General features: G+C 71.5%; 24 protein-coding genes. 9 read left to right on the top strand and 15 right to left on the bottom strand.

Features of this window, described 5'->3' with window-relative positions:
• Nucleotides 1–148 precede the first annotated feature (148 nt).
• The 6 genes from ACIRPX_RS13155 to ACIRPX_RS13130 form a co-directional block, all read right to left on the bottom strand.
• Nucleotides 149–1,669, bottom strand: a complete 1,521-nt coding sequence (locus ACIRPX_RS13155; protein WP_404192561.1) for a DUF1996 domain-containing protein — start codon at nucleotides 1,667–1,669, stop codon at nucleotides 149–151.
• 189 nt (nucleotides 1,670–1,858) lie between these two features.
• Entirely contained in the window at nucleotides 1,859–2,512 is a 654-nt protein-coding gene (locus ACIRPX_RS13150) for a response regulator (RefSeq protein ID WP_404192558.1), read from the bottom strand.
• Nucleotides 2,503–3,783 carry a sensor histidine kinase gene (locus ACIRPX_RS13145; protein ID WP_404192556.1) on the bottom strand — a complete coding sequence of 427 codons (1,281 nt, stop codon included), beginning with the start codon at nucleotides 3,781–3,783 and terminating at the stop codon, nucleotides 2,503–2,505. The genes ACIRPX_RS13150 and ACIRPX_RS13145 overlap by 10 nt, the downstream gene beginning before the upstream one ends.
• Before the next feature lie 118 nt (nucleotides 3,784–3,901).
• Entirely contained in the window at nucleotides 3,902–4,894 is a 993-nt protein-coding gene (locus ACIRPX_RS13140; RefSeq protein WP_404192554.1) for an NAD-dependent epimerase/dehydratase family protein, read from the bottom strand.
• Between the two features lie 219 nt (nucleotides 4,895–5,113).
• Entirely contained in the window at nucleotides 5,114–6,145 is a 1,032-nt protein-coding gene (glnII, locus tag ACIRPX_RS13135; RefSeq protein ID WP_404192551.1) for a glutamine synthetase, read from the bottom strand.
• 186 nt (nucleotides 6,146–6,331) lie between these two features.
• Nucleotides 6,332–6,781 carry a MarR family winged helix-turn-helix transcriptional regulator gene (locus ACIRPX_RS13130; RefSeq protein ID WP_404192549.1) on the bottom strand — a complete coding sequence of 150 codons (450 nt, stop codon included), beginning with the start codon at nucleotides 6,779–6,781 and terminating at the stop codon, nucleotides 6,332–6,334.
• A gap of 70 nt (nucleotides 6,782–6,851) precedes the next feature.
• On the opposite strand from ACIRPX_RS13130, the gene ACIRPX_RS13125 reads away from it, so the two are divergent.
• Nucleotides 6,852–7,712: an alpha/beta fold hydrolase gene (locus tag ACIRPX_RS13125; protein WP_404192547.1), complete on the top strand. Its 861-nt coding sequence runs from the start codon at nucleotides 6,852–6,854 to the stop codon at nucleotides 7,710–7,712.
• Nucleotides 7,713–7,715: 3 nt separating this feature from the next.
• Here the strand turns inward: ACIRPX_RS13125 and ACIRPX_RS13120 are convergent, their stop codons facing one another.
• Nucleotides 7,716–8,423, bottom strand: coding sequence for a hypothetical protein (locus ACIRPX_RS13120; protein WP_404192544.1), 708 nt, complete (start codon nucleotides 8,421–8,423; stop codon nucleotides 7,716–7,718).
• 275 nt (nucleotides 8,424–8,698) lie between these two features.
• Here ACIRPX_RS13120 and ACIRPX_RS13115 point away from each other — a divergent pair, with 275 nt between their 5' ends.
• Nucleotides 8,699–9,007 carry a hypothetical protein gene (locus ACIRPX_RS13115; RefSeq protein ID WP_404192542.1) on the top strand — a complete coding sequence of 103 codons (309 nt, stop codon included), beginning with the start codon at nucleotides 8,699–8,701 and terminating at the stop codon, nucleotides 9,005–9,007.
• Between the two features lie 73 nt (nucleotides 9,008–9,080).
• On the opposite strand, the gene ACIRPX_RS13110 is transcribed toward ACIRPX_RS13115, so the two are convergent.
• The gene (locus tag ACIRPX_RS13110; RefSeq protein ID WP_404192887.1) at nucleotides 9,081–10,253 is read right to left on the bottom strand and encodes a winged helix DNA-binding domain-containing protein; all 1,173 of its coding nucleotides are present in this window, start codon (nucleotides 10,251–10,253) and stop codon (nucleotides 9,081–9,083) included.
• A gap of 208 nt (nucleotides 10,254–10,461) precedes the next feature.
• Here ACIRPX_RS13110 and ACIRPX_RS13105 point away from each other — a divergent pair, with 208 nt between their 5' ends.
• From ACIRPX_RS13105 to ACIRPX_RS13080, 6 genes are all read left to right on the top strand, one after another.
• Nucleotides 10,462–11,802: a DUF2252 domain-containing protein gene (locus tag ACIRPX_RS13105; protein ID WP_404192540.1), complete on the top strand. Its 1,341-nt coding sequence runs from the start codon at nucleotides 10,462–10,464 to the stop codon at nucleotides 11,800–11,802.
• Between the two features lie 68 nt (nucleotides 11,803–11,870).
• Entirely contained in the window at nucleotides 11,871–12,470 is a 600-nt protein-coding gene (locus ACIRPX_RS13100) for a chemotaxis protein CheB (RefSeq protein WP_404192537.1), read from the top strand.
• Between the two features lie 20 nt (nucleotides 12,471–12,490).
• Nucleotides 12,491–14,359, top strand: a complete 1,869-nt coding sequence (locus ACIRPX_RS13095; RefSeq protein WP_404192534.1) for a CheR family methyltransferase — start codon at nucleotides 12,491–12,493, stop codon at nucleotides 14,357–14,359.
• Between the two features lie 25 nt (nucleotides 14,360–14,384).
• Nucleotides 14,385–15,248: a GAF and ANTAR domain-containing protein gene (locus tag ACIRPX_RS13090; protein WP_404192531.1), complete on the top strand. Its 864-nt coding sequence runs from the start codon at nucleotides 14,385–14,387 to the stop codon at nucleotides 15,246–15,248.
• A 19-nt stretch (nucleotides 15,249–15,267) separates the two neighbouring features.
• Nucleotides 15,268–16,068, top strand: coding sequence for an ANTAR domain-containing protein (locus tag ACIRPX_RS13085; RefSeq protein ID WP_404192528.1), 801 nt, complete (start codon nucleotides 15,268–15,270; stop codon nucleotides 16,066–16,068).
• 313 nt (nucleotides 16,069–16,381) lie between these two features.
• Nucleotides 16,382–16,675, top strand: coding sequence for a hypothetical protein (locus ACIRPX_RS13080; protein ID WP_404192525.1), 294 nt, complete (start codon nucleotides 16,382–16,384; stop codon nucleotides 16,673–16,675).
• 13 nt (nucleotides 16,676–16,688) lie between these two features.
• Here ACIRPX_RS13080 and ACIRPX_RS13075 read toward each other — a convergent pair whose 3' ends face one another.
• From ACIRPX_RS13075 to glnA, 4 genes are all read right to left on the bottom strand, one after another.
• Complete coding sequence (locus ACIRPX_RS13075; protein WP_404192522.1) at nucleotides 16,689–17,273, bottom strand: hypothetical protein; 585 nt, start codon at nucleotides 17,271–17,273, stop codon at nucleotides 16,689–16,691.
• A gap of 3 nt (nucleotides 17,274–17,276) precedes the next feature.
• The gene (htpX, locus tag ACIRPX_RS13070; RefSeq protein ID WP_404192519.1) at nucleotides 17,277–18,194 is read right to left on the bottom strand and encodes a zinc metalloprotease HtpX; all 918 of its coding nucleotides are present in this window, start codon (nucleotides 18,192–18,194) and stop codon (nucleotides 17,277–17,279) included.
• Nucleotides 18,195–18,380: 186 nt separating this feature from the next.
• Nucleotides 18,381–18,644, bottom strand: coding sequence for a hypothetical protein (locus ACIRPX_RS13065; protein WP_404192517.1), 264 nt, complete (start codon nucleotides 18,642–18,644; stop codon nucleotides 18,381–18,383).
• A 108-nt stretch (nucleotides 18,645–18,752) separates the two neighbouring features.
• Nucleotides 18,753–20,162 carry a type I glutamate--ammonia ligase gene (gene glnA / locus ACIRPX_RS13060; protein ID WP_404192514.1) on the bottom strand — a complete coding sequence of 470 codons (1,410 nt, stop codon included), beginning with the start codon at nucleotides 20,160–20,162 and terminating at the stop codon, nucleotides 18,753–18,755.
• 196 nt (nucleotides 20,163–20,358) lie between these two features.
• On the opposite strand from glnA, the gene ACIRPX_RS13055 reads away from it, so the two are divergent.
• Nucleotides 20,359–20,826, top strand: a complete 468-nt coding sequence (locus ACIRPX_RS13055) for an RDD family protein (protein WP_404192511.1) — start codon at nucleotides 20,359–20,361, stop codon at nucleotides 20,824–20,826.
• Nucleotides 20,827–20,912: 86 nt separating this feature from the next.
• On the opposite strand, the gene ACIRPX_RS13050 is transcribed toward ACIRPX_RS13055, so the two are convergent.
• The 3 genes from ACIRPX_RS13050 to lipA form a co-directional block, all read right to left on the bottom strand.
• Complete coding sequence (locus tag ACIRPX_RS13050; RefSeq protein ID WP_384268886.1) at nucleotides 20,913–21,611, bottom strand: DUF4191 domain-containing protein; 699 nt, start codon at nucleotides 21,609–21,611, stop codon at nucleotides 20,913–20,915.
• 60 nt (nucleotides 21,612–21,671) lie between these two features.
• Nucleotides 21,672–21,872, bottom strand: coding sequence for a hypothetical protein (locus tag ACIRPX_RS13045; RefSeq protein WP_404192506.1), 201 nt, complete (start codon nucleotides 21,870–21,872; stop codon nucleotides 21,672–21,674).
• 280 nt (nucleotides 21,873–22,152) lie between these two features.
• Entirely contained in the window at nucleotides 22,153–23,142 is a 990-nt protein-coding gene (gene lipA / locus ACIRPX_RS13040) for a lipoyl synthase (RefSeq protein ID WP_404192503.1), read from the bottom strand.
• Between the last annotated feature and the right edge of the window lie 8 nt (nucleotides 23,143–23,150).

Below are 23,150 nucleotides of genomic sequence, written 5' to 3'. Positions count from 1 at the left end.
CCCCGCGCGGGGCCCCATTGTTGTGGGGGGCCCCCACCCCCCCCCCCCCGGGGTCACCCGGGCCCGCGCCGGCGCGCCCGACCCGGGGGGGGGGGGGGGGGCCCCCCCCCCCCCCCCCACCGGTCCGTGGGTCACCGGCTCTGCCGGATCACCTGCACCGCTTGCCGTTGTTGATGCAGCTGACCACCCGGTTCATCAGGTTCTGGTCCATGACGCTGATGAAGTCGTCGTGGTCGGTGATCGCCTTGTGCAGCTCCTCGGGGAAGCCGTCGACCGCGTACGGGTTCTTGACCTGGCCGTTGGCGATGGTCGGCGTCTGGACGTCGTACACCAGGCGCTGCGTCAGCTGCGGGATCGCCTTGAAGCCGTTCGGGCAGGCACCGCTCGCGGGGTCGACGAAGGCCACGTGCGTGCGGTGGTTGGCGCTGTCGATGTTCTGGCCGTCCCAGCAGCTCTGGAAGGCGAACGTACGGACCACCTTGCTGCCCTGCGGACACAGCGGGTACTGGTTCGTCAGCTGGACCTTGTCCTCGAAGCCGGTGCAGCTCCAGTGCGCGTTGGCGTTCGCCGCGCCGTTGGTGGCGGCCTTGGCGTCACCGGTGATGATGCGCAGGAACGTGGGCATCGCCACGACCTTGCTGAGCGGGTTGCCGACGTAGGTGATCTGGGCCGACTCCGCCCGCAGGATCTTGCCGACGTTGCCTTCCTTGCCGCCGCCCAGCTGGTCGGCGTCCTTCTCCTGGGTGCCGTCCTGCAGGCGCAGCACCGGCCAGTAGTAGGCCGACTTGTCGCCCTGCTCGGAGCAGGTGGTGCTGGCCTTGGCCAGGTCGTCGTTGCTGGAGAAGGCGTTGACGTCCTGGTTGCCCACGTAGTCGTGGGTGTGGTGGGCGCCGTTGTCCACGCCGGGCGCGACGATCAGGTTGTCGGTGTTGCGGTTCTCGTTCGCGTTGACACCGCAGTTGAGGCTGAACGTGCCGGTCGAGGCGTTGCCGCCGTTGTTCGGCTTGCCCTGCACGTTCGCCGCGACCTTCGTGATGTCCACGAAGTCGGCGGCCACCGGCCCGGCGGCGCCGTTGCCGTTGTCCTGCTGCTGGCCCGCGCCGTCGGTGGCACTCGCCGAGGGCGAGGCGGTGTCCTGGCCGTTGCCGTTCTGCCCGTCGCCGTTCTGGCCGCCGCCGTTCTGGTTGTTCTGCCCCTGGTTCGCCGCCTGGGGCGTGCAGGCCGCGAGCTGGCTGAGGTTGTTCGGAGCCTTGCCGCCGACCCGCTCGATGTCGATGCGGATGCGGTCGAGCGTCGCGATGCGCTTGTCCTTGAGCGGGCCGACGATCGCGTTCTGGACGAAGTTGGCGTCGTTCGCCTGGGCCTGGCGGGTGGAGGCGAGCCGGGAGTAGGCCTCGGTGACCTGCTTGTCGAGGTTGGCCAGTTCCCTGCTCACCCCCTGCCGGGCCTTGGACGGCACGTTCGTCAGCTTCTGGCCCACGTCGGGACAGGACAGCGTCGCCCACCGGGTGTTGGCGGACTTCGTGTAGTTGCGCCCCGAGTGCGACTCGTGCGCCGAGGCGTAGAAGTTCGCCCAGAGCAGCCCGCCCCCACCGAGCGCTAGGGCCGCCGATGCGGCTATGGCCTTGGTGGCCAGCGGCGTACGGCGTTTGCGTGTGTTGCGTCCCATGGAACTCCTCTGACTTCCTTGCGGGCTTGGCGGGGCATCGAGGCGCCCGACAGGAGTGAAGCGGCTCCCATGGATACGGACGGGGTCCCAGGGGTGTTCAGCAGTCCCACGCACAAATCAGAGGATTGAACGGCCGGGGAGCCTCAACAGTCCCCTGAACAGCGGCAGTTACGGAAAATCAGCAACCGCTTACCGACCCTGGTCCAGATAGGCCAGGACCGCCAGAACGCGACGATTGTCGTCGTCCGACACCTCCAGCTCCAGTTTGCTGAAGATGTTGGAGGTGTGCTTGGCGATCGCCCGTTCTGTCACCACCAGTTGCCCGGCGATCGCCGCGTTGGAGCGGCCCTGCGCCATCAGCTCCAGAACCTCCAGCTCACGGGGCGTCAGCCGGGCCGGCGGCCGGTCGTCGGCGGCCCGCCGCGACAGCAGCTGCTGGATCACCTGCGGGTCCATCGCCGTACCGCCGCCCGCGACCCGCCGTACGGCGTCCACGAACTGCTCCGCGTCGAAGACCCGGTCCTTGAGCAGATAGCCCACCGCGCCGCTGCCGTCGGCGAGCAGCTCGCGCGCGTACAGCTGCTCCACGTGCTGGGAGAGCACCAGCACGGGCAGCCCGGGTCGGTCCCGGCGGGCCCGCAGGGCGCACTGCAGCCCCTCGTCGGTGTGGGTCGGCGGCAGGCGCACGTCGACCACGGCGACGTCCGGCTCCAGCTCGGCGAGGGCGCGGGCGAGCTCGGGGCCGGACTCGACGGCGGCGGCGATCTCGAAGCCGTGCGCCTCGAGCAGCCGGACCAGTCCGTCGCGCAGCAGGAAGAGGTCTTCGGCCAGGACTACGCGCAAGGGATCTCCATGGTCACCATGGTGGGACCGCCCGCGGGGCTGCTGACGGCCAGGACGCCGTCGAATGTACCCAGCCGCCGCTCGACCCCGGCCAGGCCGGTCCCGGCGCCGATCACCGCGCCGCCCACGCCGTTGTCGGTGACCGAGATCCGCAGTATGCCGCCGCCCTCCGTGCCCTCCGGCGCGTGCCGCAGGTCGATCCAGATCCGGTCCGCGCCGGAGTGCTTGACCGCGTTGGTGAGCACCTCGCTCACCGCGAAGTAGGCGGCGGACTCCACCGGCGCGTCCGCGCGTCCGCCCAGCTCGGCGTTGACCTCGGTGGCGATGGGCAGCCGGAGCGCCAGCGCCCGCACGGCGTCGCCGAGTCCGCGTTCCGCCAGCACCGGCGGGTGGATGCCGCGTACCAGGTCGCGCAGCTCGGCGAGGGCGTCCACCGAGGAGCGGCGGGTCTGCGCGAGGAGTGCCTTGGCCTTCGCCGGGTCCTTGTCCATGAGCGCCTCGACGGTGCCCAGGTCCATGCCCATCGCCACCAGCCGCGCCTGCGCCCCGTCGTGCAGGTCCCGCTCGATGCGCCGCAGTTCGGCGGCGGAGGTGTCGACGGCGTCCTTCCGGGTCTCGGTGAGCACCCGGACGCGCTCGGCCAACTCGCCCTGGCTCGCGCCCAGTACGGATCGGGTGAGCCGGAAGTGGGCGGCCAGCAGGCGCGGTGCGAGCGGGCTGAGGGCGAGGAGCACGACGGCCAGGGCGCCGGCCAGCAGGGCGGAGCGCTGGCCGGTGACGTGCACGAAGCCGTACCAGTACCCGCCGCTCGCGGTGAACGCCCGCCACAGTCCGGCCGCCACCGCGAGCCCCTCCAGCGGGTAGAGGACGACTGCCGCGGCCAGCAGCGCGGTGACGAACCCCGCCGTCATGTCGACCTGGAGCCAGCGCAGATCGCGCCAGACCGCCGGGTCGCGGAGCATCGCGTACGTCCGCGCCCAGGGGTTGGCGCTCCCGGGGACCGGCCGGTACCCCGAGGGGATCCGCACCCCGCCCCACTCCGCCGCGAGCACCCGCCGCCGGTCCGCGAAGGCCCGCACGCCGGCGAGCAGCCACGGTGTGGTGTAGGCCCCGACGCCGAGCGGGATCAGAGCCATGGACAGGAGGGTGAGCGTGAACAGGGCCACTCCCGCGGGGAGGGTCACCAGGGCCAGCACGAACCCCCGTCCGGCCGCCAGGGCGACGGCCCGCGTCCTCCCGCTCAGGGAGCCGTTCTCCGTGTGGGTGGTCATGGCAGAGAGTCTGGCGGAGCGGGCGCGGACGGTCACGGGGCCGATCCCCCCGGTCGGGGGGTGGTGCCAGGTACACCCCCGGGCTCGGCGGTCGACGCCCGGCGCGCGCCCGGCCCGGTCACCGCCGCAGCACCTCCGCCTCCACCGCCGGGTCGAGCCCCGGAGACGGCCGGTCCGGGCGCAGGGGCGCGCTGCCGCCGATGTCCCGCAGCCACTTCCACGTGTCGGCGACGGTCTCCTCGACGGGCCGGCAGGCCAGGCCCGTCGCCAGTGCCCGGGAGACGTCCGCGGAGTGCAGGGAGTCGTGCATGTCGCTGCCCGGCGGCACCCACACCGGCAGCTGGGTCCACGGCTCGATCCCCGCCTCCAGGATCACCTCCGGCGCCGTCCAGCGCAGCCGGGCCGCCGCTCCGGTGACCTGCACGCACGCCTCCAGCAGGGACCCCGTCGTGGCGTGCCCCTGCGGGCTGATCATGTTGTACGGGCCGCTCAGCTCCCGCTCCGCCGCCCCGAGGATCCACTCGGCCATGTCCCGCACGTCGACGTACTGCAGCGGCAGGTCCCGCGGTCCCGGCGCCAGCACCGGCCCGCCGCGCGCGATGCGGGCCAGCCACCACGGCAGCCGGCCGATGTTCTCGTACGGGCCGAGGATCAGCCCCGCCCGTACGAGCACGGAACGGCCGGCGCCGAAGCCCTCGACGGCGGCGATCTCCGCACCCCGCTTGTCACGCGCGTAGTCGGTCTGCCCGGCGTCCGGCGCGGCGCCCTCGACGAGCGGTGAGTCCTCGGCGTACCCCGCGGGCGCGGGCCAGGCGTACACCGAGCAGCTCGACACGTACACGTACCGTCCGGCGCGGCCCCGCAGCAGCCGCGCCGTCTCGTGCACGGCGCGGGGCGCCGCCGACCAGGTGTCGACGACGACGTCCCAGGCGCCGTCGCGGAGGGCGTCGAGCCCGCCGGGCGCGGTCCGGTCGCCCCGCAGGGCCCGCGCACCGGGCGGGGGGCGACGCCGGCCCCGGTTGAGGACCGTCACCTCCCAGCCGCGCCCGAGGGCCGCCTCCACGACGGCCCGTCCCGCGAACTCCGTACCACCCAGCACCAGAAGTCTCATGCCGGTGAGCCTGCCCGGTGCGGCCGCGGGCCGGAACGCCGCTCTGCCCATGGCAGAGCGTCGGCGGCGGGCCGGCGGGGCGTACGAGTGGCCCACCCGCCGTACGGTCCGGATCGCCGCACGGTGGCACGCGCGTGGCACGCGCACCCCGGACGCGCACCCCGGACGCGAGGGGCGTCCACCGCGAACGGTGGACGCCCCTCGGTGCGAGCGGTGGGATCAGACCTGGCCGGCCTTCTCCAGCGCGGAGCAGCACGTGTCGACGAGCAGACGCGTCACCACGTACGGGTCGACGTTGGCGTTGGGGCGGCGGTCCTCGATGTAGCCCTTGCCGTCCTTCTCGACCTGCCACGGGATACGCACCGAGGCGCCGCGGTCGGAGACGCCGTAGGAGTACTCGTTCCACGGGGCGGTCTCGTGCAGGCCGGTCAGGCGGTCGTCGATGCCGGCGCCGTAGTTCTTGACGTGGTCGAGGGGCTTGGAGCCCTCGCCGAGCGACTCGGCGGCGGTGACGATCGCCTCGTAGCTCTCGCGCATCGCCTTGGTGGAGAAGTTGGTGTGCGCGCCCGCGCCGTTCCAGTCGCCCTTCACCGGCTTCGGGTCGAGCGTCGCGGAGACGCCGAAGTCCTCGGCGGTGCGGTAGAGCAGCCAGCGGGCCACCCACAGCTGGTCGGAGACCTCCAGCGGGGACAGCGGGCCGACCTGGAACTCCCACTGGCCGGGCATGACCTCGGCGTTGATGCCGGAGAGGCCGAGACCGGCCTTGAGGCAGTTGTCCAGGTGCGCCTCGACGACGTCACGGCCGAAGATCTCGTCGGCGCCGACACCGCAGTAGTAGCCGCCCTGCGGGGCCGGGAAGCCGCCCTTGGGGAAGCCCAGCGGGTAGCCGTCCTGGAAGAACGTGTACTCCTGCTCGATGCCGAAGATCGGCTCCTGCGCGGCGAACTTCTCGGCGACCTCGGTCAGCGCGGCACGGGTGTTGGACTCGTGCGGCGTCATGTCGATGTCGAGGACCTCGCACAGGACGAGGACGTCGCCGCCGCCGCGGATCGGGTCGGGGCAGGTGAAGACCGGCTTGAGGACACGGTCCGAGGCGTGGCCCTCGGCCTGGCTCGTGGAGGACCCGTCGAAGCCCCAGATCGGCAGCGCGTCGAGCCCGGCCGGCTCACCACCGATGATCTTCGTCTTGGAGCGGAGCTTCGCCGTCGGCTGGGTGCCGTCGATCCAGATGTACTCAGCCTTGAAGGTCACGGGCCACTTCCTTCGGGGGTGTGTCTGACGCACGTGCGGGTGCTGCGGCGCTGCGGCACTGGGGCGCCACCGTTGATGCCCGCGAGCCTGTCAACAGGCGATTTCCCGTCCGTTGCCCGTGTGTGAAGCCCGTGTTACCTGGCGCGGGTGTGGCGGGACTCACGGTGTGAGAACACCTCTCGCGGGTCACCGCGCCTCGGCCGCCGCCTCCCGCACGCCCTCCAGGAACCCCTTGATCGCCGCCCGTTCCCGCTTGTCGCAGTCCCGCAGCAGCTCCACCGCGCGCCCGATGAGCGGCCCGAAGAAGGACCAGCCGAGCGCCACGGCCTTCTCGTCGACCTCGATCACGACCCGGCGCCGGTCCGTCCCGCCGCGCACCCGCCGCACATGCCCGGCCCGCTCCAGCCGGTCCACGAGGGCCGTCGTCCCGGCGGAGTTCAGCCCGAGCGCCGTGCCGAGCCGGCCCGGCGTCACCTCCTCACCCGCGCGCGCGGCGTCCATGAGGGCGATCAGGGCGCGCACGTCGGTGGGGTGCATGCCGTTTCGCCGCGCGAACCGGCCGCTGTGCAGGCCGAGTTCGACGGCCACGGCCCGCAGCAGATGGACGATCTCCAGTTCCGGTCCCTGGGGCTGCATGTGCCTTCTCCGTTATCATCTCGCTCAACAAGTATCTCGCTGAGCGAGATATTACGCGAAGGGCAGACGGATGAGCGGTGCATACGACATGGACGGCTTCCTGGCCGCCTACGACAAGGTCATGGCCAAGTGGCCCGCCGAGCGCGAGGCGCTGACCGTCCCCACGCCGTTCGGCACGGCGTACGTCAACGCGTGCGGCCCGCGCGAAGGTCCCGCGCTGGTCCTCCTGCCCGGCGGCGGGGGAGCGACCTCCGCGTCCTGGTACGCCCAGGCCGCCGAGCTGGCCCGGACCCACCGGGTCCTCGCCGTCGACCTGATCGGCGCCCCCGGCCGGGGTACCGAGGCCGGCGACCGCCACCCCCGTACGGTCGCCGACCTGGTGGCCTGGCTGGACGCGGTCCTCGACGGGCTCGGGGTGGGGGAGACCGCGCTGGCCGGGCACTCCTACGGCGCCTGGATCGCCCTGCACCACGCGCTGCACGCACCCGCGCGCGTGCGGCGCCTCGCCCTGCTGGATCCCACCGGCTGCTTCGCCGGCCACCGGCCGGCGTATCTGCTGCGCGCCCTGCCGGTGCTGCTGCGGCCGACGCCCGCCCGTGTGCGCGCCTTCCTGCGCTGGGAGAGCGGGGGAGTCACTCCCGACCCCGACTGGCTCCGCCTGCAGGAGGCGGCCGCCGGCTTCCCCTCCGTGTCGAAGCCGGTGACCGGTCCCCGCCCGGCACCCGACGCGCTGCGCGGGCTCAACGTGCCGGTCCTGCTGCTCCTGGCCGGGAGCAGCAGGACCCATGACACGTACCGGGTGGCGGCGCGGGCCGGTGCGCTGCTGCCGCGTGTCGAGACGGTGGACCTCCCCGGTGTCCCGCACCACGCGCTGCCGCAGGCCGCACCCGCCGAACTGGGCCGCCGCCTCTCGGAGTTCCTGGGTCGTTGAGCCTCACCCCACCTTCTCGATCAGCGCACGGCGGATCAGGAACTTGCCGGGCTCACGGACCTGTTCGAAGGCCGCGTTGTTCAGCAGCGCACAACTGCCGGAGGCCGACGTCACCTTGACCGTCGTGGACTTGTCGTTGTCCAGGTTGGTGACCTTCAGCGTCGTCCCCACCGGGAACTGGTTGCTGGAGGCGGCGGGCGCACCGCCCTCGCCGGAGAGGGTCACGGTGGAGCCGTTGCACACCTGCTGACCGGAGGCCGCGGCACCGCCGCCGTTCCCGTTCGCGTTTCCCGCGGGGGCGCTCTGCGCGGGCGGCGCGGTGGCGGTCTGCTGGGCCCCGCCGGCCTGCTGGCCGTTCTGCGCCGGCTGCGTCGACTGGGAGCCCTGAGCCGACTCCCCAACGGTGCAACCGGACGCCTTCTGCTGGACCTTGATCTGCTCGATGACCGCCTCGCGATTGGCGATCCGCGCCGCGGACTGGGCGTCGGGACTGGCCTTCTGCCCGTCGATGAACCTCTGGTTGTTCCCGAGGGCGGTGGCGAGCCCCAGGCAGACGTTCGAATCCGCGGCGGACGACAGGGTCTTGGGGCCGGGACTCTGCGCGGCGTCGGAGGTGCTCGCCATGACGAAGGCGCCGCCTCCCGCCACCGCCGCCGCGCTCACCAGCAGCGCGATCTTCTTCTTCGTGCCAAGACTTCGCCTACGCGACATGCGCGCCTCCTGAGAGGTAGGGGAGCGTACGCCGCTATGTACGAGATACCGAACGCAGTTACTCACCGGTCGCAGGAGTCGCCGAAGTAACGTGCGTCACAGCGGAATGAGAGGTCCCGCGGGGCTCTTGAGGCTTTCCGCCGGGACGCCCCGGCGCCCGAAAGCCCTTGTGGCCAGGGGCTTTTGTCAGTGGCGGACGCTAGAATAGAAGCAGTGTTCGAGGAAGTCGCCGGGGGCGGAAGGCCCCTGGTGGACGACCTGACCGCGACAGGAGGATGCCTGTGCCCGCTGCCGCACCGAAGCCGATGCAGTCCACCGTCCAGCACCCCGTTCTGCTCGACCTGCCCTACGAGCCCGTGGAGAAGCGCCCGTTGCCGCCGGGCCGTCCGCGCGAGTGGTACGTCACGCACAACCGTCGCCTCAAGGCGATGCGGCTCGCGATCGCCCTGCTCGACTCGGGCGTCCATCTGCCGAACCAGGCCCGCAACGAGAGGATCCGCAGCACGGCGGAGGTCATCGGCGTGCATCCGCCGTCGGACACGACGTGCCACATGGTGCGGGCGCTGATGCGGTACTCACGGTGACGGACGCGCCGGGTGCCCTCCGGTGTGTGCGGCGCCCGGCGCTGTCGTCGTCGGCCGAGCGGGAGTCGGCGGGTCACCCCGCCAACTCCCGCTCCACCGGCGTCCGGAAGCGCGGGGTCACCCCCGTGGTGCCCACCCACCCCCGCAGCCGCTCCGCCTCGGCGGAGATCAGGGCGGACGCCTCCCGTCCCACCCCGCCGGGGACCAGGGCCCGCCACACGACCTCCCCGTCCTTCCGCTGGGCCCACGCCCCCACCACGCGCCCGTCGAGCCACACCGTCGGCCCCACGTTCCCGCTGCGGTCGAAGAGCATCGGCCGCAGCTCCGGGGCCAGGTACCAGTCCCGCTCCCGCCACCCCAGCGCCGTCGGATCCAGTCCCGGCAGCAGAGCCGCCCACGGCTCGGCGGACGCGGCGACCGGCTCGGTGTCACCGGCCACGACATGTCCCGTGCCCTCGTCCAGCGACACCGTCTGCGCGCCGATCGAGGCCAGCGCCCGCCGCACGTCCGTCACCTTCCAGCCCGTCCACCACTTCAGGTCGTCCTCGGTGGCCGGCCCGCACGCCGCGAGCCACCGGCCGAGCAGCGCCGCCTGCGCGTCCGCCACGTCGAGTTCGGGATGCGGCGGCGCCACCGCCCAGCGGAACTGGCTGGAGGTCCAGGACCCGAGCGGCCGCCCCCGCACGACCTTGCCCTCCACGCCCAGCACCCTCAGCAGCCGGGTGGAGACGGTGTGCACGCCCTCGTAGCTCTTGCCGGCCGCGTACACGAACTGCTCGCGCAACCGCGGCTCGTCCGAGGCGAGTTCGGCCGCCGTCGCCTGCCCACGCCGCGCCAGGGCCGCCAGCGCCGACTCCTCGACCTCCTTCAGCCAGGCCGCGTCCGGCGCTCCGGCCTTCGCCATGTCCTTGAGCAGCGAGGCCCGTTCGCGGGCGGCGACCGTGCGGCCGGTCGAGGCGTGCACGACGGCGGTGAGGTCGGCGGGGAAGACGAACACGGTGTGCCGCATGCCGTGCATCCGCAGCAGGGAGCCGTCCTCGTAGAGCGCGCGCTGGGTCTCCGCCACGGTCACCGCCGGGTCCGTGAGCCGCGCCCCGACGGCCAGGTACACCGTCGCCGGGTCTGTGCCGTGCAGGGCGACCAGCGCCCGCGCCACCTCCTCCGGGCTCCCGGCCCGCGCCGCACCGGCGAGCCGGTGGCGCACCGCCAGCCGGGCCCGCCGCTCCGCCGCCCCGATGTACCGCATGCCGCCCATACCGGCCTCCCCGTCACTCACGCGTGAGCCCATCCTGCCGGAGGCCACCGACAACCGGCCGCCCGCCCGGGCGGCGCGCGTCACCCGATCGCCGTGCCCGGCATGCGTCCGTCCCCGCACCCGCCTTCACTGCGATCAGGAGGCGGTGGAACCCGGTGGGAGGCGTGATGCGCAGGCGCGGCATGCGGTGGTGGGCGCCATGACCACGCCCGCCGGACGGGCCGACCGCGGCAAGGCCGCCCGCCGCCGCGTCGCCCGTTCCGCGCACGACGCGTGGGTCCCGTCCGTCGACCGCCCCGACCCCGTCGCCGTACTCGAGCGGCAGGGCCGCGACCGGCTCCCGGAGCTGCTGCCGGTCCGGTACGGGCGCATGACCGCCTCGCCGTTCGCCTTCCTGCGCGGCGGCGCCGCCGTGATGGCCGCCGACCTCGCCGCCCAGCCGCACACCGGGCTCACCGTGCAGCTGTGCGGCGACGCCCATCTGCTCAACTTCGGCCTGTACGCCTCCCCGGAGCGCTCCCTGCTCTTCGATCTCAACGACTTCGACGAGACCTTCCCCGGCCCCTTCGAATGGGATGTCAAAAGGCTCGCGGCCTCCGTCGCCGTGGCCGCCCGCGCCAACGGGCACGCCGACGCCAGGGCCCGCCGCGCCGCACTGGAGGCGGGCGCCGCCTACCGGACCGCGATGCGGCGGCTGGCCCGGCGGGGCGAACTCGCCGTCTGGTACGAGCGCATCGACGCCGAGAGCCTGCTGCCGCTGGTCCGCTCCGCCCGCCGGCGCCGCCACGCCGGCTCCAGTCTCACCCGGGCCCGCCGCCGCACCAGCCTCCAGGCCGTCGGCAAGCTGACCGAGGTGGTCGACGGGCGCCGCCGTATCGTCCACGACCCGCCGCTGCTCGAACCCGCCGGCGCCTCCGACACGGCCTCCCTGCGCAAGATCTTCAGCGACTACCGCTCCACCCTGTCCGAGGAGCGCCGCCTGCTCCTGGACCGCTACCGCTTCCTGGACGCCGCCCGCAAGGTCGTCGGCGTCGGGAGCGTGGGCCTGCGGTGCTTCGTCGTCCTGCTCGCCGGGCGGGACACCGACGACCCGCTGTTCCTGCAGATCAAGGAGGCGCGCACGTCCGTGCTCGAGGAGCATCTGCCGCACGGGCCGTACGTGCATCCCGGGCACCGTGTGGTCGCCGGGCAGCGCCTGCTGCAGGCGGCGGGCGACATCTTCCTGGGGTGGATGAGCGGCCCCCAGGGGCGGGCGTTCTACTGGCGCCAGCTGCGCGACATGAAGGGCTCCGCGGACGTCGCCGGGATGAGCCCCGCCGACCTCGCCGGCTACGCCCGGCTGTGCGGCACCGCGCTCGCCCGGGCCCACGCCCGCTCCGGCGACCGGATCGCGATCGCCGCCTATCTCGGCGGCGCGGACACCTTCGAGCAGGCCGTCGCCGACTTCGCCCTGCGCTACGCGGACCAGACCCGCGCGGACCACGCCGCCCTGGGCGCGGCGGTCGCCGCCGGCGTGGTCAGGGCGGCTCCGGGCGTGTGACCCGGCCGTCCTGCCCCGCACGGCCCGCAGGGCCCGCCGGACGCGCCCCACGGCCCTAGTCTGGCCGTGTGCACCCATCCGAGCGCGCCTGCGACGGCTACGAGGTCGTCGCCGTCGCTTCCTCCGCCGGCGGAATCCACGGCCTCGGCACCCTCCTCGGCGGCCTGGACGCGCAGCTTCCCGTGCCGGTGCTGATCGTGCAGCACCTCGACCCCCGCCACCGCACCGTCATCGCCGAGGTCCTGGCCCGCCGGACGGCGATGCGGGTGAAGCTCGCCGAGGACCAGGAGCAGATATTCCCCGGCACGGTCTACATCGCCCCGCCGGACCGGCACCTCCTCGTCCGCCCCGGCGGACTGCTCGCCCTCACGGACAGCGAGCTGGTCCACTTCGTCCGGCCGTCGGCCGACCTGCTGTTCGAGTCGGTCGCCGGCGCCTACGGATCCCAGGCCATCGCCTGCGTGCTCACCGGCACCGGGCGTGACGGGTCGATGGGCGTGGACGCGGTCAAATCGCGCGGAGGCACCGTCATCGTGCAGGATCCGGCGACAGCGGAATTCAGGGGCATGCCGGAGGCCGCCCTGGGTACGGGCACAGTGGACTTCGTGCTACCTCTTGAGGAGATCGCCGCAGTGATCAGTGGACTGGTCGAGGCCAAGCGGCAGTAGCGGAGAAGTGGGCGGCAGCAATGGTTGACGGACAGCCGGACGTGGAGACGGACGAGGAACTCGAGGACCTCCTGCGTTTCCTGCGGGACGCCCGCGGGTTCGATTTCACCGGATACAAGCGTTCCTCCCTGGGCCGCCGCATCCGCAAGCGCATGGCGGACGCCCAGGTCGGCTCCTACATGGACTACCGCGACCGCCTGGAGACCAACGCGGACGAGTTCGACGCCCTGTTCAACACCATCCTGATCAACGTCACCTCCATCTTCCGCGACCCCGACGCCTGGACCTTCCTCCAGCGCGAGGTGCTGCCCGAAGTGCTCGCGCAGAGCGGGCCCGAGGACGAGATCCGGGTGTGGAGCGCGGGCTGTTCCAGCGGCGAGGAGGCCTACTCCCTGGCGATCATGTTCGCCGAGGCGCTGGGCGTGGAGGAGGCGCTGGAGCGGGTCAAGATCTACGGCACGGACATCGACGACGAGGCACTGCGCGACGCCCGCACCAGCCTGTATCCGGCGAAGGTCCTCGAACCGCTCTCGCCCGAGCTGCGCGACAAGTACTTCGAGCAGAACGGCGCGCGGTTCGGGTTCCGCTCCGACCTCCGGCGCAAAGTGATCTTCGGCCGTCACGACATCACGCGTGACGCACCGATCTCCCGTCTGGACCTTCTGGTGTGCCGCAACACGCTGATGTACTTCAACGTCGAGGCGCAGACGCAGATCATGGACCGCTTCCACTTCGCGCTGCGCGAGGGCGGCTTCCTCTTCCTGGGCAAGGCGGAGATGCTGCTCAACGACGCCGAGCGGTTCGAGGTGATGAGCATGCGGCAGCGCGTGTTCCGGCGCCGTCCCGGAGAGGCCTCTCCGCCGTACCAGCCCGTCCCGTTGAAGATCAGGGCGGGGCTCGGCGGCGAACTGCACAGTGCCGTGCGCCATCGTCAGCTGCGCGACCTCATCCTCGACGCGGCGCCGGGAGCGGCGCTGGCCGTCGACGCCGACGGGATGGTCCTGCTCATCAACAACCACGCACGTGTCGAGTTCGGCCTCACCACGAACGACATCGGGCGGCCCTTCCAGGACCTGGAGATCTCCTACCGCCCCGTCGAACTGCGCTCCCTGATCGAACAGGCCACCCACGAGCGGCGCACCCTGCGGGTCAACGGCGCCGAACGCCGGGTCGCCGACGGCGTCCAGCACTTCGACATCACCATCCAGCCCCTCACCGGCCCCGAGGGCCTGGTGACCGCCACCAACATCACCTTCACCGATGTCACGGTCGCCACGCAGCTGAAATCCGAGATCAAGCGGGTCCGCGAGGACCTGGAGACGGCCTACGAGGAACTCCAGTCCACGAACGAGGAGCTGGAGACGACCAACGAGGAACTCCAGTCGAGTATCGAGGAGCTGGAGACGACCAACGAGGAACTCCAGTCGACCAACGAGGAGCTGGAGACGACCAACGAGGAACTCCAGTCCGGGAACGAGGAACTGGAGACGATGAACGAGGAGATGCGCGTCCGCACCGAGGAGCTGGACGAGGCCCGCACCTTCCTGGAGGCGGTGCTGACCTCCATCGCCGCCGGAGTCGTCGTCCTCGACCAGAGCATGAAGGTCAAGAGCTGGAACCGCGGCGCCGTCGACCTGTGGGGCCTGCGCGTCGACGAGGTCCTCGACCAGCCCTTCCACGGTCTCGACTTCGGGCTGCCCACGGAGAAGCTGCGCGGAACCATCCAGCTCTGCGTCGACACCGGCAGACGGGGCGAGCCGCTGCCCGTGCCGGCCATCAACCGACTGGGCCGCTCGATCATCTGCACGGTGCAGTGCAGCCCCTTCGACGGCCACAACGGCGGCGTCGTCCTGCTGATGGAGGAAGGCCGCGCCAACGGCTCCGAGTAGGAGGACGTGAGCGTACGATTCCGGTATGGCCACCGAAGACGCGGCCTCGGACCTGATCGCTTCCGCGAAGCGGAAGGCCGCTCTGGCGCGGGCGCGTTTCGCATACGAGACGGATCGCGCCGAGCGGCATGAGCTTCTCGCCCGGCAGGCTCGTACCCGGGCCCTCGGGGACATGCACCGGCGGATCGCCGGGATCCACCGTTCGACCGCGGCCTGCCACCTGACCGCGGCGCGGCTCCAGGACGACTACCTGACCCGGCTCTCCGGCTGGTCGCTGCAGCGCGGTGCTCCGATGCCCCTGTTCATGTCCGGCGTCGCGGAGGCCTGCGGCACGCGGAGCGCCGCGGTCACGCTGACCGGAGCCGCCCCCGACCAGCTGGCCCTGGCCGCCTCCGACGAACCGGCCCGCGCCGCCCAGGAGCTGGAGTTCCTGCTCGGTGAAGGCCCGGCCCGGGACGCGACCAGCGAGCACCGGCCGGTGCTGGCGGACGGCACGGAACTGCTCGACCGCTACCCGGGCTACGGTCCGGCGCTGGCGGAACTGGGCATCGGGGCGGTGGCCGCGGTACCGCTCAGCCTGTCCGGGACGTGCTTCGGCGCGCTGGCGGTCTTCGATCCGGTACAAGGTGTCACGAACGCGGACACCTTCGGCGGGGTGGCCGAAGCGCTGACCCGTTCGATGATCCTCGGCCCGGACAGCGATCCGGACCTGTATGGTGCCACCGACATGCGCGCCGAGGTGCACCAGGCCGCGGGCATGGTCTCCGTGCACCTCGAGTGCCCGGTGGCCGACGCCCTGCAACTGATCAAGGCTCACGCGTTTGCCGAGGGAGCCTCTGCGCATGCGATCGCCGAGCGCATCCTCAGTGGCCAACTGCGTTTCCATTGAGGTGAGGAGGCACCCGGCAGTGGACGAACACGAAGTGAGGACGCCGCCGGAGGCCGCCGGCCGGCAGGTGAAGGGAATCCAGCCGATGACCACGATGTCCCCGTCGCCGCGCGAGCTGGCACGGGCGTTCGTCGACCTGGCCGCGAGCCCGGTCACCGAGGTGTCCGATCCCACCGGTCTCCTCGCGGCCCTGGCCGCGCACGGCACCCAGCTGCTCGGCACGTGTGCGGCCGTCGTGCTGTACGCCCCCGACGCGCGCTCCCGCGTGGGGGTGACGGCGGTGGGCGAGGAGCTGACGCGCCTCGCCGAGGAGGCGGTCGGCTGGGACGAGGGGCCGGGGTACGACGCCCGCCGCAGCGGCCTGCCGGTCGCGGACACGGCGCTCGACGGCGAGCGGGCCCGCCGCGACTGGCCGCGCTGGTCGGTCCGGGCCCTGGAGCTCGGCTTCGGCCGGGCCGCCGCCCTGCCGCTGCGCGTCGGCCAGGACACCCTCGGCGCCCTGGTGCTGCTGGGGCCTGGCAGCACACCCCTGCCCGCCGACCTCCTCGCGCTCGGCCAGGCTCTCTCGGACGCGGCCGGCTGGGTGCTGGAGCGGGATCGCCGACTGCGCGAGACCCGCACCCTGGCCGACCAGCTGGAGCACGCGCTGACCAGCCGGATCATCATCGAGCAGGCCAAGGGCACGCTCGCCGCCCGGCACTCCATCTCGGTCGACGAGGCGTTCCGCATCCTGCGCGCCCACGCCCGCTCCCACCGCCGCCGGCTGGCCGAGGTCGCCTCGGAGGTGGTGGCGCGAAGGCTGGACCTGCCCGCGCACTAGGGGGTGCCTGCCAGGAAGAGCAAGAGATCACTCATCGAGGTGCATCCCTTGTGCGGTGAATACGGAGAATGCGGCTGATCGGCCGATTCGTTCCGACGCCGGGCGGGGAGAAAACGGGATGCACGCCGAGTGACCGCCTCCCTACGCTGGACACGCGTGGCGGAGCTGCCCAGAACGCTTTCGGCAGGACCGGCATCACCCTGCGGCCTGGGGGCTACTCTCTACGCACCGACGGCCGGGCGCCTTCCCCCAGCGCCCCGCCGGGACAGCACACCGTCACCGCTCGTACACACCCACGCCCACGGAGGCCCGGATGGGCACCATCGTCGTAGCCGGGACCGTCGTCCTGGTGCTCCTAGGATTCGGAAACCACGTCTGGTGGCTCGTCGCGGTCGCCGTTCTCTTCCTCTACGTCCAGTTCGGACGCAGCGGTTCCACCGGCGGCGCCTCGCAGTCCCCGTCGACGGGGGGATCCTCGTCGGGAACGATGCCCGCCAGCTATCAGGCCTACCGCAGGCGCCGTGACCAGCAGGCCAAGTGGGAGCGCCGGTACCGCCGCGAGCGCCCCCTGCAGCACCGCCGGCAGCAGCGCGAGAAGAGCGGCTAGGTCAGCTCCAGGGCTACAGGCCGGGGGCGCCCCACACGGGGAACCAGCGGCCGAGGTCCTGCTCCATCCGCAGGTCGTCGGCGAGCGCCGCCTTCACCTGCAGCTCCAGCGCGTTGTCGCGCCGCTGCCCTGCACCGGGCAGCGGCGCGAACGGGTAGAACGTGCCGCGCTTGTAGAGGTAGACCAGCGCCAGCCGTCTGTCCCCCTCGGCGCGGAAGCCGGCCAGGGAGCACAGCAGCTGCGGCCCGAAGCCGTTCACCTCCATCGAGCTGTTCACCGCGTGCAGGTCGTTGACCAGCGCGGACAGCTGCTCGGGGGAGCGGCGGGAGAGCAGCCAGGAGTAGCCGTACTCGTCCTGGCTGAGTTCCACCGGGGGGCCGTCCCGGTCGGCGTCGGCGTCCAGCAGGGCCTGGACCTCCCGGTGCGTCTGCTCGAAGGCCGAGCCCTCGACCGTGGCGAAGCACACCGCGCCGGTGCCGGTCGGTGTGAAACCGGCCGCGGCCTCGAGGGTCACGGCCGCCGACGGAAGCGCGAAGAGCCGGTCGAGGTCGGGCAGCACCGGTTTCGTACGGCCGAGCAGGATGTCCAGCAGGCCCATGCATCATGCCTTTCCGGGGGTCTGCGCCTCGCCCAGCTCGGCGGAGATCCGGCCCAGTTGGTCGAGCCGCTGCTCCAGGCTGGGGTGGGTCGAGAAGAACCGCTCGATACCGGGCTCCTTGCCGGTCGCGGGCGTGAAGTAGAAGGCGTTGAAGGCCTGCGCGGTCCGCAGGTCCTTGGTCGGGATCCGCGCGATGTCGCCGGAGACCTTGGTGAGCGCGGAGGCCAGCACCGAGGGGCGCCCGGTGAGCAGTGCCGCCGCCCGGTCCGCGGCCAGCTCCCGGTACCGGGACAGGGCCCTGATCAGCAGGAAGCTGATCGCGTACACGGCCGCCGACACACCCATCACGGCGGCGAAGACCGCCGCGGTGTTCTGGTCCCGGCGTCCGCCGCCGAAGAGCTGCGAGTAGAAGGCGAACCGCACGATCAGCCCGGCGATGACGCCGAGGAAGGAGGCGATCGTGATCACGGCGACGTCCTTGTGCGCGACGTGCGACAGCTCGTGGGCGAGCACGCCCTCCAGTTCGGCGGGCTCCAGCCGGCGCAGCAGTCCCGTGGTCACACAGATCACGGCGTGATCGGCGTTGCGTCCGGTCGCGAACGCGTTGGGCATGTCCATCTCGGACACGGCCACCACCGGTTTCGGCATGTCGGCGATCGCGCACAGGCGGTCGACGACCGCGTGCAGCTCGGGATACTCCTCGCGCTCCACGACCCGCCCGCGCATGGCGTACATCGCGATCCGGTCCGAGAACCAGAACTGCGCGACGAACATCGCCGCCACCAGTACGACGACGAGCAGCCAGGACTTGAGCAAAACGATCAACGCGGCGACAAAGGCCACGTACAGCAACCCGAGCAGGAACATCGTGACCGTCATTCGCACGGTCAGCCGCCGGTCGCTCCGGAAGCGGCTCTGCATCTGCATCACCCCGCAGTCAGGCACTCGTCCCACTGCCAGTGTGCACCCGGTGACTCCCATGAAGTGGTCCCGAACGGCCCTAGGTGCTGCAAAGTGCACAGGCCGGACGGCCCTGTGTGACGCGAAAGACATGCGACGGCGGCCGGACCGTCCTTCGGGCCGACGACGGCACTCCCGTGACAGGGCCTAGAAGGGCGCCCGGAACTGCGCGTAGCCCAGCAGCAGGATGATCGCGGCGACCACGCCCAGGACCACGGTGGTGGACACCCAGGAGGAGCGGCGCCGTGCCGCCGGGCCGGGGTCGGCGCGGAAGGGCTGCGGCCCGGGCGGGTTCTCCCGCCAGCGCGCGGCCAGCATCCGGGCCCGCGCCGAGGGCTCCTTGTGCTCGGCGCCGTCCGCCCACTTCAGGTCGAACTCGCGCTCCGGGTCGTCGTGTCCGTGCTGCGGCATTCCGTCCACCCCCGTGTCGTCCCCCAGCAGAATAGAACATACGCCCGTGCCCCCGCCGCCGGTACAGCCGGCGGCGGGGGCACGGGCGTATCTGCGCTCAGGCGCCGATCACACGTCGAAGTAGAGCTCGAACTCGTGCGGGTGCGGACGCAGCTGCAGCGGGGCGATCTCGTTCGTGCGCTTGAAGTCGATCCAGGTCTCGATCAGGTCGGACGTGAAGACGTCGCCCGCGAGCAGGAACTCGTGGTCGCGCTCGAGGGAGTCCAGCACCGCCGGCAGCGAGGTCGGGACCTGCGCGACGTTCGCGTGCTCCTCGGGAGCCAGCTCGTAGAGGTCCTTGTCGATCGGCTCGGCCGGCTCGATCTTGTTCTTGATGCCGTCGAGGCCGGCCAGCAGCAGCGCCGAGAAGGCCAGGTACGGGTTGCCGGAGGAGTCGGGCGCACGGAACTCGACGCGCTTGGCCTTCGGGTTCGAGCCGGTGATCGGGATACGCATCGCGGCCGACCGGTTGCGCTGCGAGTAGACCAGGTTGATCGGGGCCTCGAAGCCCGGCACCAGGCGGTGGTAGGAGTTCACCGTCGGGTTGGTGAAGGCCAGCAGCGACGGGGCGTGCCGCAGGATGCCGCCGATGTAGTAGCGGGCGGTGTCCGACAGGCCCGCGTAGCCGGCCTCGTCGTAGAACAGCGGGTCGCCGCCCGCCCACAGCGACTGGTGCACGTGCATGCCCGAGCCGTTGTCACCGAAGATCGGCTTCGGCATGAAGGTCGCGGTCTTGCCGTTGCGCCAGGCCACGTTCTTCACGATGTACTTGAAGAGCTGCAGGTCGTCGGCGGCCGCGAGCAGCGTGTTGAACTTGTAGTTGATCTCCGCCTGGCCGGCGGTGCCCACCTCGTGGTGCTGGCGCTCGACCTTCAGGCCGTTCTTCTCCAGCTCCAGCGAGATCTCGGCGCGCAGGTCGGCGAAGTGGTCGACCGGCGGGACCGGGAAGTAGCCGCCCTTGTAGCGGACCTTGTACCCGCGGTTGTCCTCCAGCGCGCCCGTGTTCCAGGCGCCCGCCTCGGAGTCGATGTGGTAGAAGGACTCGTTCGACGTGGTGGCGAAACGCACACTGTCGAAGACGTAGAACTCGGCCTCGGGACCGAAGTACGCGGTGTCGGCGATGCCGGTCGACGCGAGGTAGGCCTCGGCCTTCTTCGCCACGTTGCGCGGGTCACGGGAGTACTGCTCACCCGTGATCGGGTCGTGGATGAAGAAGTTGATGTTGAGCGTCTTGTCGCGGCGGAAGGGGTCCACCCGAGCCGTCGACAGGTCGGCGCGCAGAGCCATGTCCGACTCGTGGATCGCCTGGAAGCCGCGGATCGAGGATCCGTCGAAGGCGAGCTCGTCGTCCGGGTCGAACGCCTCGACGGGCACCGTGAAGTGCTGCATGACGCCCGGCAGGTCGCAGAAACGGACGTCGACGAACTTGACGTCCTCGTCCGCGATGAACTTCTTGGTCTCGTCGGCGTTCTGGAACATCCAGCTCCTCCTACTCCCGACCGTCCCGCCGGGGTGGTAGTTCGTCGTGCGGCCAGTGCGGTGACACACGCTGACCTCGACCCTAGGGACGCGTGATTTCTCGGGCGTGACCCATTTGTTTCGCACAAGTTAACCGGACCGCGTCCGGCATACCCCACCTGTCCGGATCGCGAAACGCCCGCAGTACCGTGGACGCGTGGACAACAGGGATGCAATCGGCTCATGGCTCTCGGGCCCCCGCGCGGCCGCGGAGGACGCCGGAGTCGAGTTCGGATACCGGGGTCAGCAGCTCGGCCTGCCGGAGGAGGGGCCAGGGTCGATCGCCCGCCCGGGCCGCCGGTTCGGCGCCCTGGCCGTCGACTGGGGGCTGTGCCTCTTGATCGCATACGGTCTCATCACCCACGGCTACGACCAGGCTACCGGCAACTGGGCCCTGCTGGTCTTCTTCGTGCTCCACGTCCTGACCGTCGGCACCATCGGCTTCACCCCCGGCAAGCGCCTCTTCGGCCTCCGTGTGGTCGCCCTGGACACCGGCCGCCCGAGCCCCCTGCGCACCGTCCTGCGCACGGCCCTGCTGTGCATCGCCGTCCCGGCCCTGATCTGGGACCGCGACGGCAGGGGCCTGCACGACCGGCTGGCGCGCACGGTCGAGGTCCGCGGCTGACGCTCCCGCGCGGGAGGCGGCGAACGAGACGGCGAAGGGGCCGCCCGGAATCAATCCGGGCGGCCCCTTCGCGGTACGGACGCGGGTCAGCGGGCCTTGCCGCCCTTGGGCAGCTTCATGCCCTTCGGCATCGGTCCCTTCGGCAGCGGCATGTTGCTCATCAGGTCGCCCATGGCGCGCAGCCGGTCGTTGGTGGCGGTCACCTGCGGGCCGGTGAGCACGCGCGGCAGCTTCAGCATGGTGGTGCGCACCTTCTTCAGCTCCACCTGGCCCTCGCCGTTGCCCACGATGATGTCGTGCACCGGGACGTCCACGACGATGCGGTTCATCTTCTTCTTCTCGGCGGCCAGGAGGCTCTTGACCCGGTTCGGGTTGCCCTCGGCGACCAGGACGATGCCGGCCTTGCCGACGGCCCGGTGCACCACGTCCTGGCTGCGGTTCATGGCGACCGCGGGGGTCGTGGTCCAGCCCCGGCCGATGTTGTCCAGCACCGCGGCGGCCGCGCCCGGCTGGCCCTCCATCTGCCCGAAGGCCGCCCGCTCGGCCCGGCGCCCGAAGATGATCGCCGTCGCGAGGAAGGCGAGCAGCAGGCCCAGGATGCCGAGATAGATGGGGTGACCGATCAAGAAACCGATCGCGAGGAAGACACCGAAGGTGACGATGCCGACGCCCGCGAGTACAAGACCGATCTTCTTGTCGGCCTTGCGCGTCATCTTGTAGGTCAGAGCGATCTGCTTCAGTCGCCCGGGGTTCGCAGCGTCCGCTGCAGGTTCCTTCCTCGCCATGGCAGGAAGTCTACGTGGCCCGGGGAGCGCCGTACGACGGCAGTGTCCGGAAGGCGGGATTCAGGAACGGTGCAGGACGTTCTGGTCCAGGACGCGCTGGGCCTCGACGCGGTCCTTGGCACGGCGGCGGTCCTCCAGGACGGAGGTCCAGGCGTTGCGGCGGGCGGTGCGCTGGCCCCCGCTCATGAGGAGCGACTCGACCGCACGCAGTGCGGTGGTGAACGACGGGATTGCGGTGGCGCGAACCGGCGCGGCCTGCATGGTGGAGGTCCCCCCTCGGGTACGGGCTCGGCGTGGGTGTACGTGGCGTGAGTCCAGCGTCACTGATTGGTGTTACCAGGGCGTGACCGACCGGTCAAACACGCATGAAGCCTTGTCGCGGGGGTCGCGGACCGTGCCGCGGCCCCGGCGTACGCCCTGATCAGGGCGTACGGCCAGGACCGCGCCGAATCGGTCACTACTCATGAGTAGCTTCTTGTGCGGGAATTCACACGCTTGCCTCGCGCCGGGGTGCGCAAGCCGGGTGACGTTGCGTCAGCAATCAGACGGCCCGCGAGGCGGCGTAGGAGCCGCCGTGCTGCGGGGCGGCCGAGTGCCGCTGCTCCACGGCCATCCGGTAGAGGCGGCCGGCGCGGTACGAGGAGCGCACCAGCGGTCCGGACATCACGCCGGAGAAGCCGATCTGCTCGGCCTCCTCCTTCAGCTCCACGAACTCCTGCGGCTTGACCCAGCGCTCCACGGGGTGGTGGCGCACCGAGGGGCGCAGGTACTGGGTGATGGTGACCAGCTCGCAGCCGGCCTCGTGCAGCTGCCGCAGCGCGTCGCCGACCTCCTCGCGGGTCTCGCCCATGCCGAGGATGAGGTTCGACTTGGTGACCAGGCCGTGGTTGCGGGCCTCGGTGATGACCTTCAGCGAGCGGTCGTAGCGGAAGCCGGGGCGGATGCGCTTGAAGATCCGCGGCACCGTCTCGACGTTGTGCGCGAAGACCTCGGGGCGGGAGGAGAAGACCTCGGCCAGCTGCTCGGGGACCGCGTTGAAGTCGGGGGCGAGGAGCTCGACCTTGGTGTGCCCGCCCTCGCGGCCGGCCGTCTGCGCGTGGATCTGCCGCACGGTCTCGGCGTACAGCCAGGCGCCACCGTCCTCCAGGTCGTCGCGGGCGACGCCGGTGATGGTGGCGTAGTTCAGGTCCATCGTGACCACGGACTCGCCCACCCGGCGCGGCTCGTCACGGTCCAGCGCCTCGGGCCTGCCGGTGTCGATCTGGCAGAAGTCGCAGCGCCGGGTGCACTGGTCGCCGCCGATGAGGAAGGTCGCCTCGCGGTCCTCCCAGCACTCGTAGATGTTGGGGCAGCCGGCTTCCTGGCAGACGGTGTGCAGGCCCTCGCTCTTCACGAGGTTCTGCATCTTCGTGTACTCGGGACCCATTTTCGCCCGGGTCTTGATCCACTCGGGCTTGCGCTCGATGGGGGTCTGGCTGTTGCGGACCTCCAGGCGCAGCATCTTGCGTCCGTCGGGTGTGACTGCGGACACGTCGGCTC

This window comes from Streptomyces sp. NPDC101225, from assembly GCF_044767585.1.
Classification (GTDB): domain Bacteria; phylum Actinomycetota; class Actinomycetes; order Streptomycetales; family Streptomycetaceae; genus Streptomyces.
Note: the sequence above shows the minus strand (reverse complement) of the source record. Positions and strands in the feature narration are given on the sequence as shown.

Bases quoted from the DNA above. Each gene is read 5' to 3' on its own strand.
- ACIRPX_RS13155 (WP_404192561.1), bottom strand. From the start codon at position 1,669: ATGGGACGCAACACACGCAAACGCCGTACGCCGCTGGCCACCAAGGCC.
- ACIRPX_RS13145 (WP_404192556.1), bottom strand. From the start codon at position 3,783: ATGACCACCCACACGGAGAACGGCTCCCTGAGCGGGAGGACGCGGGCC.
- ACIRPX_RS13140 (WP_404192554.1), bottom strand. From the start codon at position 4,894: ATGAGACTTCTGGTGCTGGGTGGTACGGAGTTCGCGGGACGGGCCGTC.
- ACIRPX_RS13130 (WP_404192549.1), bottom strand. From the start codon at position 6,781: ATGCAGCCCCAGGGACCGGAACTGGAGATCGTCCATCTGCTGCGGGCC.
- ACIRPX_RS13125 (WP_404192547.1), top strand. From the start codon at position 6,852: ATGAGCGGTGCATACGACATGGACGGCTTCCTGGCCGCCTACGACAAG.
- ACIRPX_RS13120 (WP_404192544.1), bottom strand. From the start codon at position 8,423: ATGTCGCGTAGGCGAAGTCTTGGCACGAAGAAGAAGATCGCGCTGCTG.
- ACIRPX_RS13115 (WP_404192542.1), top strand. From the start codon at position 8,699: ATGCCTGTGCCCGCTGCCGCACCGAAGCCGATGCAGTCCACCGTCCAG.
- ACIRPX_RS13110 (WP_404192887.1), bottom strand. From the start codon at position 10,253: ATGCGGTACATCGGGGCGGCGGAGCGGCGGGCCCGGCTGGCGGTGCGC.
- ACIRPX_RS13105 (WP_404192540.1), top strand. From the start codon at position 10,462: ATGACCACGCCCGCCGGACGGGCCGACCGCGGCAAGGCCGCCCGCCGC.
- ACIRPX_RS13095 (WP_404192534.1), top strand. From the start codon at position 12,491: ATGGTTGACGGACAGCCGGACGTGGAGACGGACGAGGAACTCGAGGAC.
- ACIRPX_RS13090 (WP_404192531.1), top strand. From the start codon at position 14,385: ATGGCCACCGAAGACGCGGCCTCGGACCTGATCGCTTCCGCGAAGCGG.
- ACIRPX_RS13080 (WP_404192525.1), top strand. From the start codon at position 16,382: ATGGGCACCATCGTCGTAGCCGGGACCGTCGTCCTGGTGCTCCTAGGA.
- ACIRPX_RS13075 (WP_404192522.1), bottom strand. From the start codon at position 17,273: ATGGGCCTGCTGGACATCCTGCTCGGCCGTACGAAACCGGTGCTGCCC.
- htpX (WP_404192519.1), bottom strand. From the start codon at position 18,194: ATGCAGAGCCGCTTCCGGAGCGACCGGCGGCTGACCGTGCGAATGACG.
- ACIRPX_RS13065 (WP_404192517.1), bottom strand. From the start codon at position 18,644: ATGCCGCAGCACGGACACGACGACCCGGAGCGCGAGTTCGACCTGAAG.
- glnA (WP_404192514.1), bottom strand. From the start codon at position 20,162: ATGTTCCAGAACGCCGACGAGACCAAGAAGTTCATCGCGGACGAGGAC.
- ACIRPX_RS13050 (WP_384268886.1), bottom strand. From the start codon at position 21,611: ATGGCGAGGAAGGAACCTGCAGCGGACGCTGCGAACCCCGGGCGACTG.
- ACIRPX_RS13045 (WP_404192506.1), bottom strand. From the start codon at position 21,872: ATGCAGGCCGCGCCGGTTCGCGCCACCGCAATCCCGTCGTTCACCACC.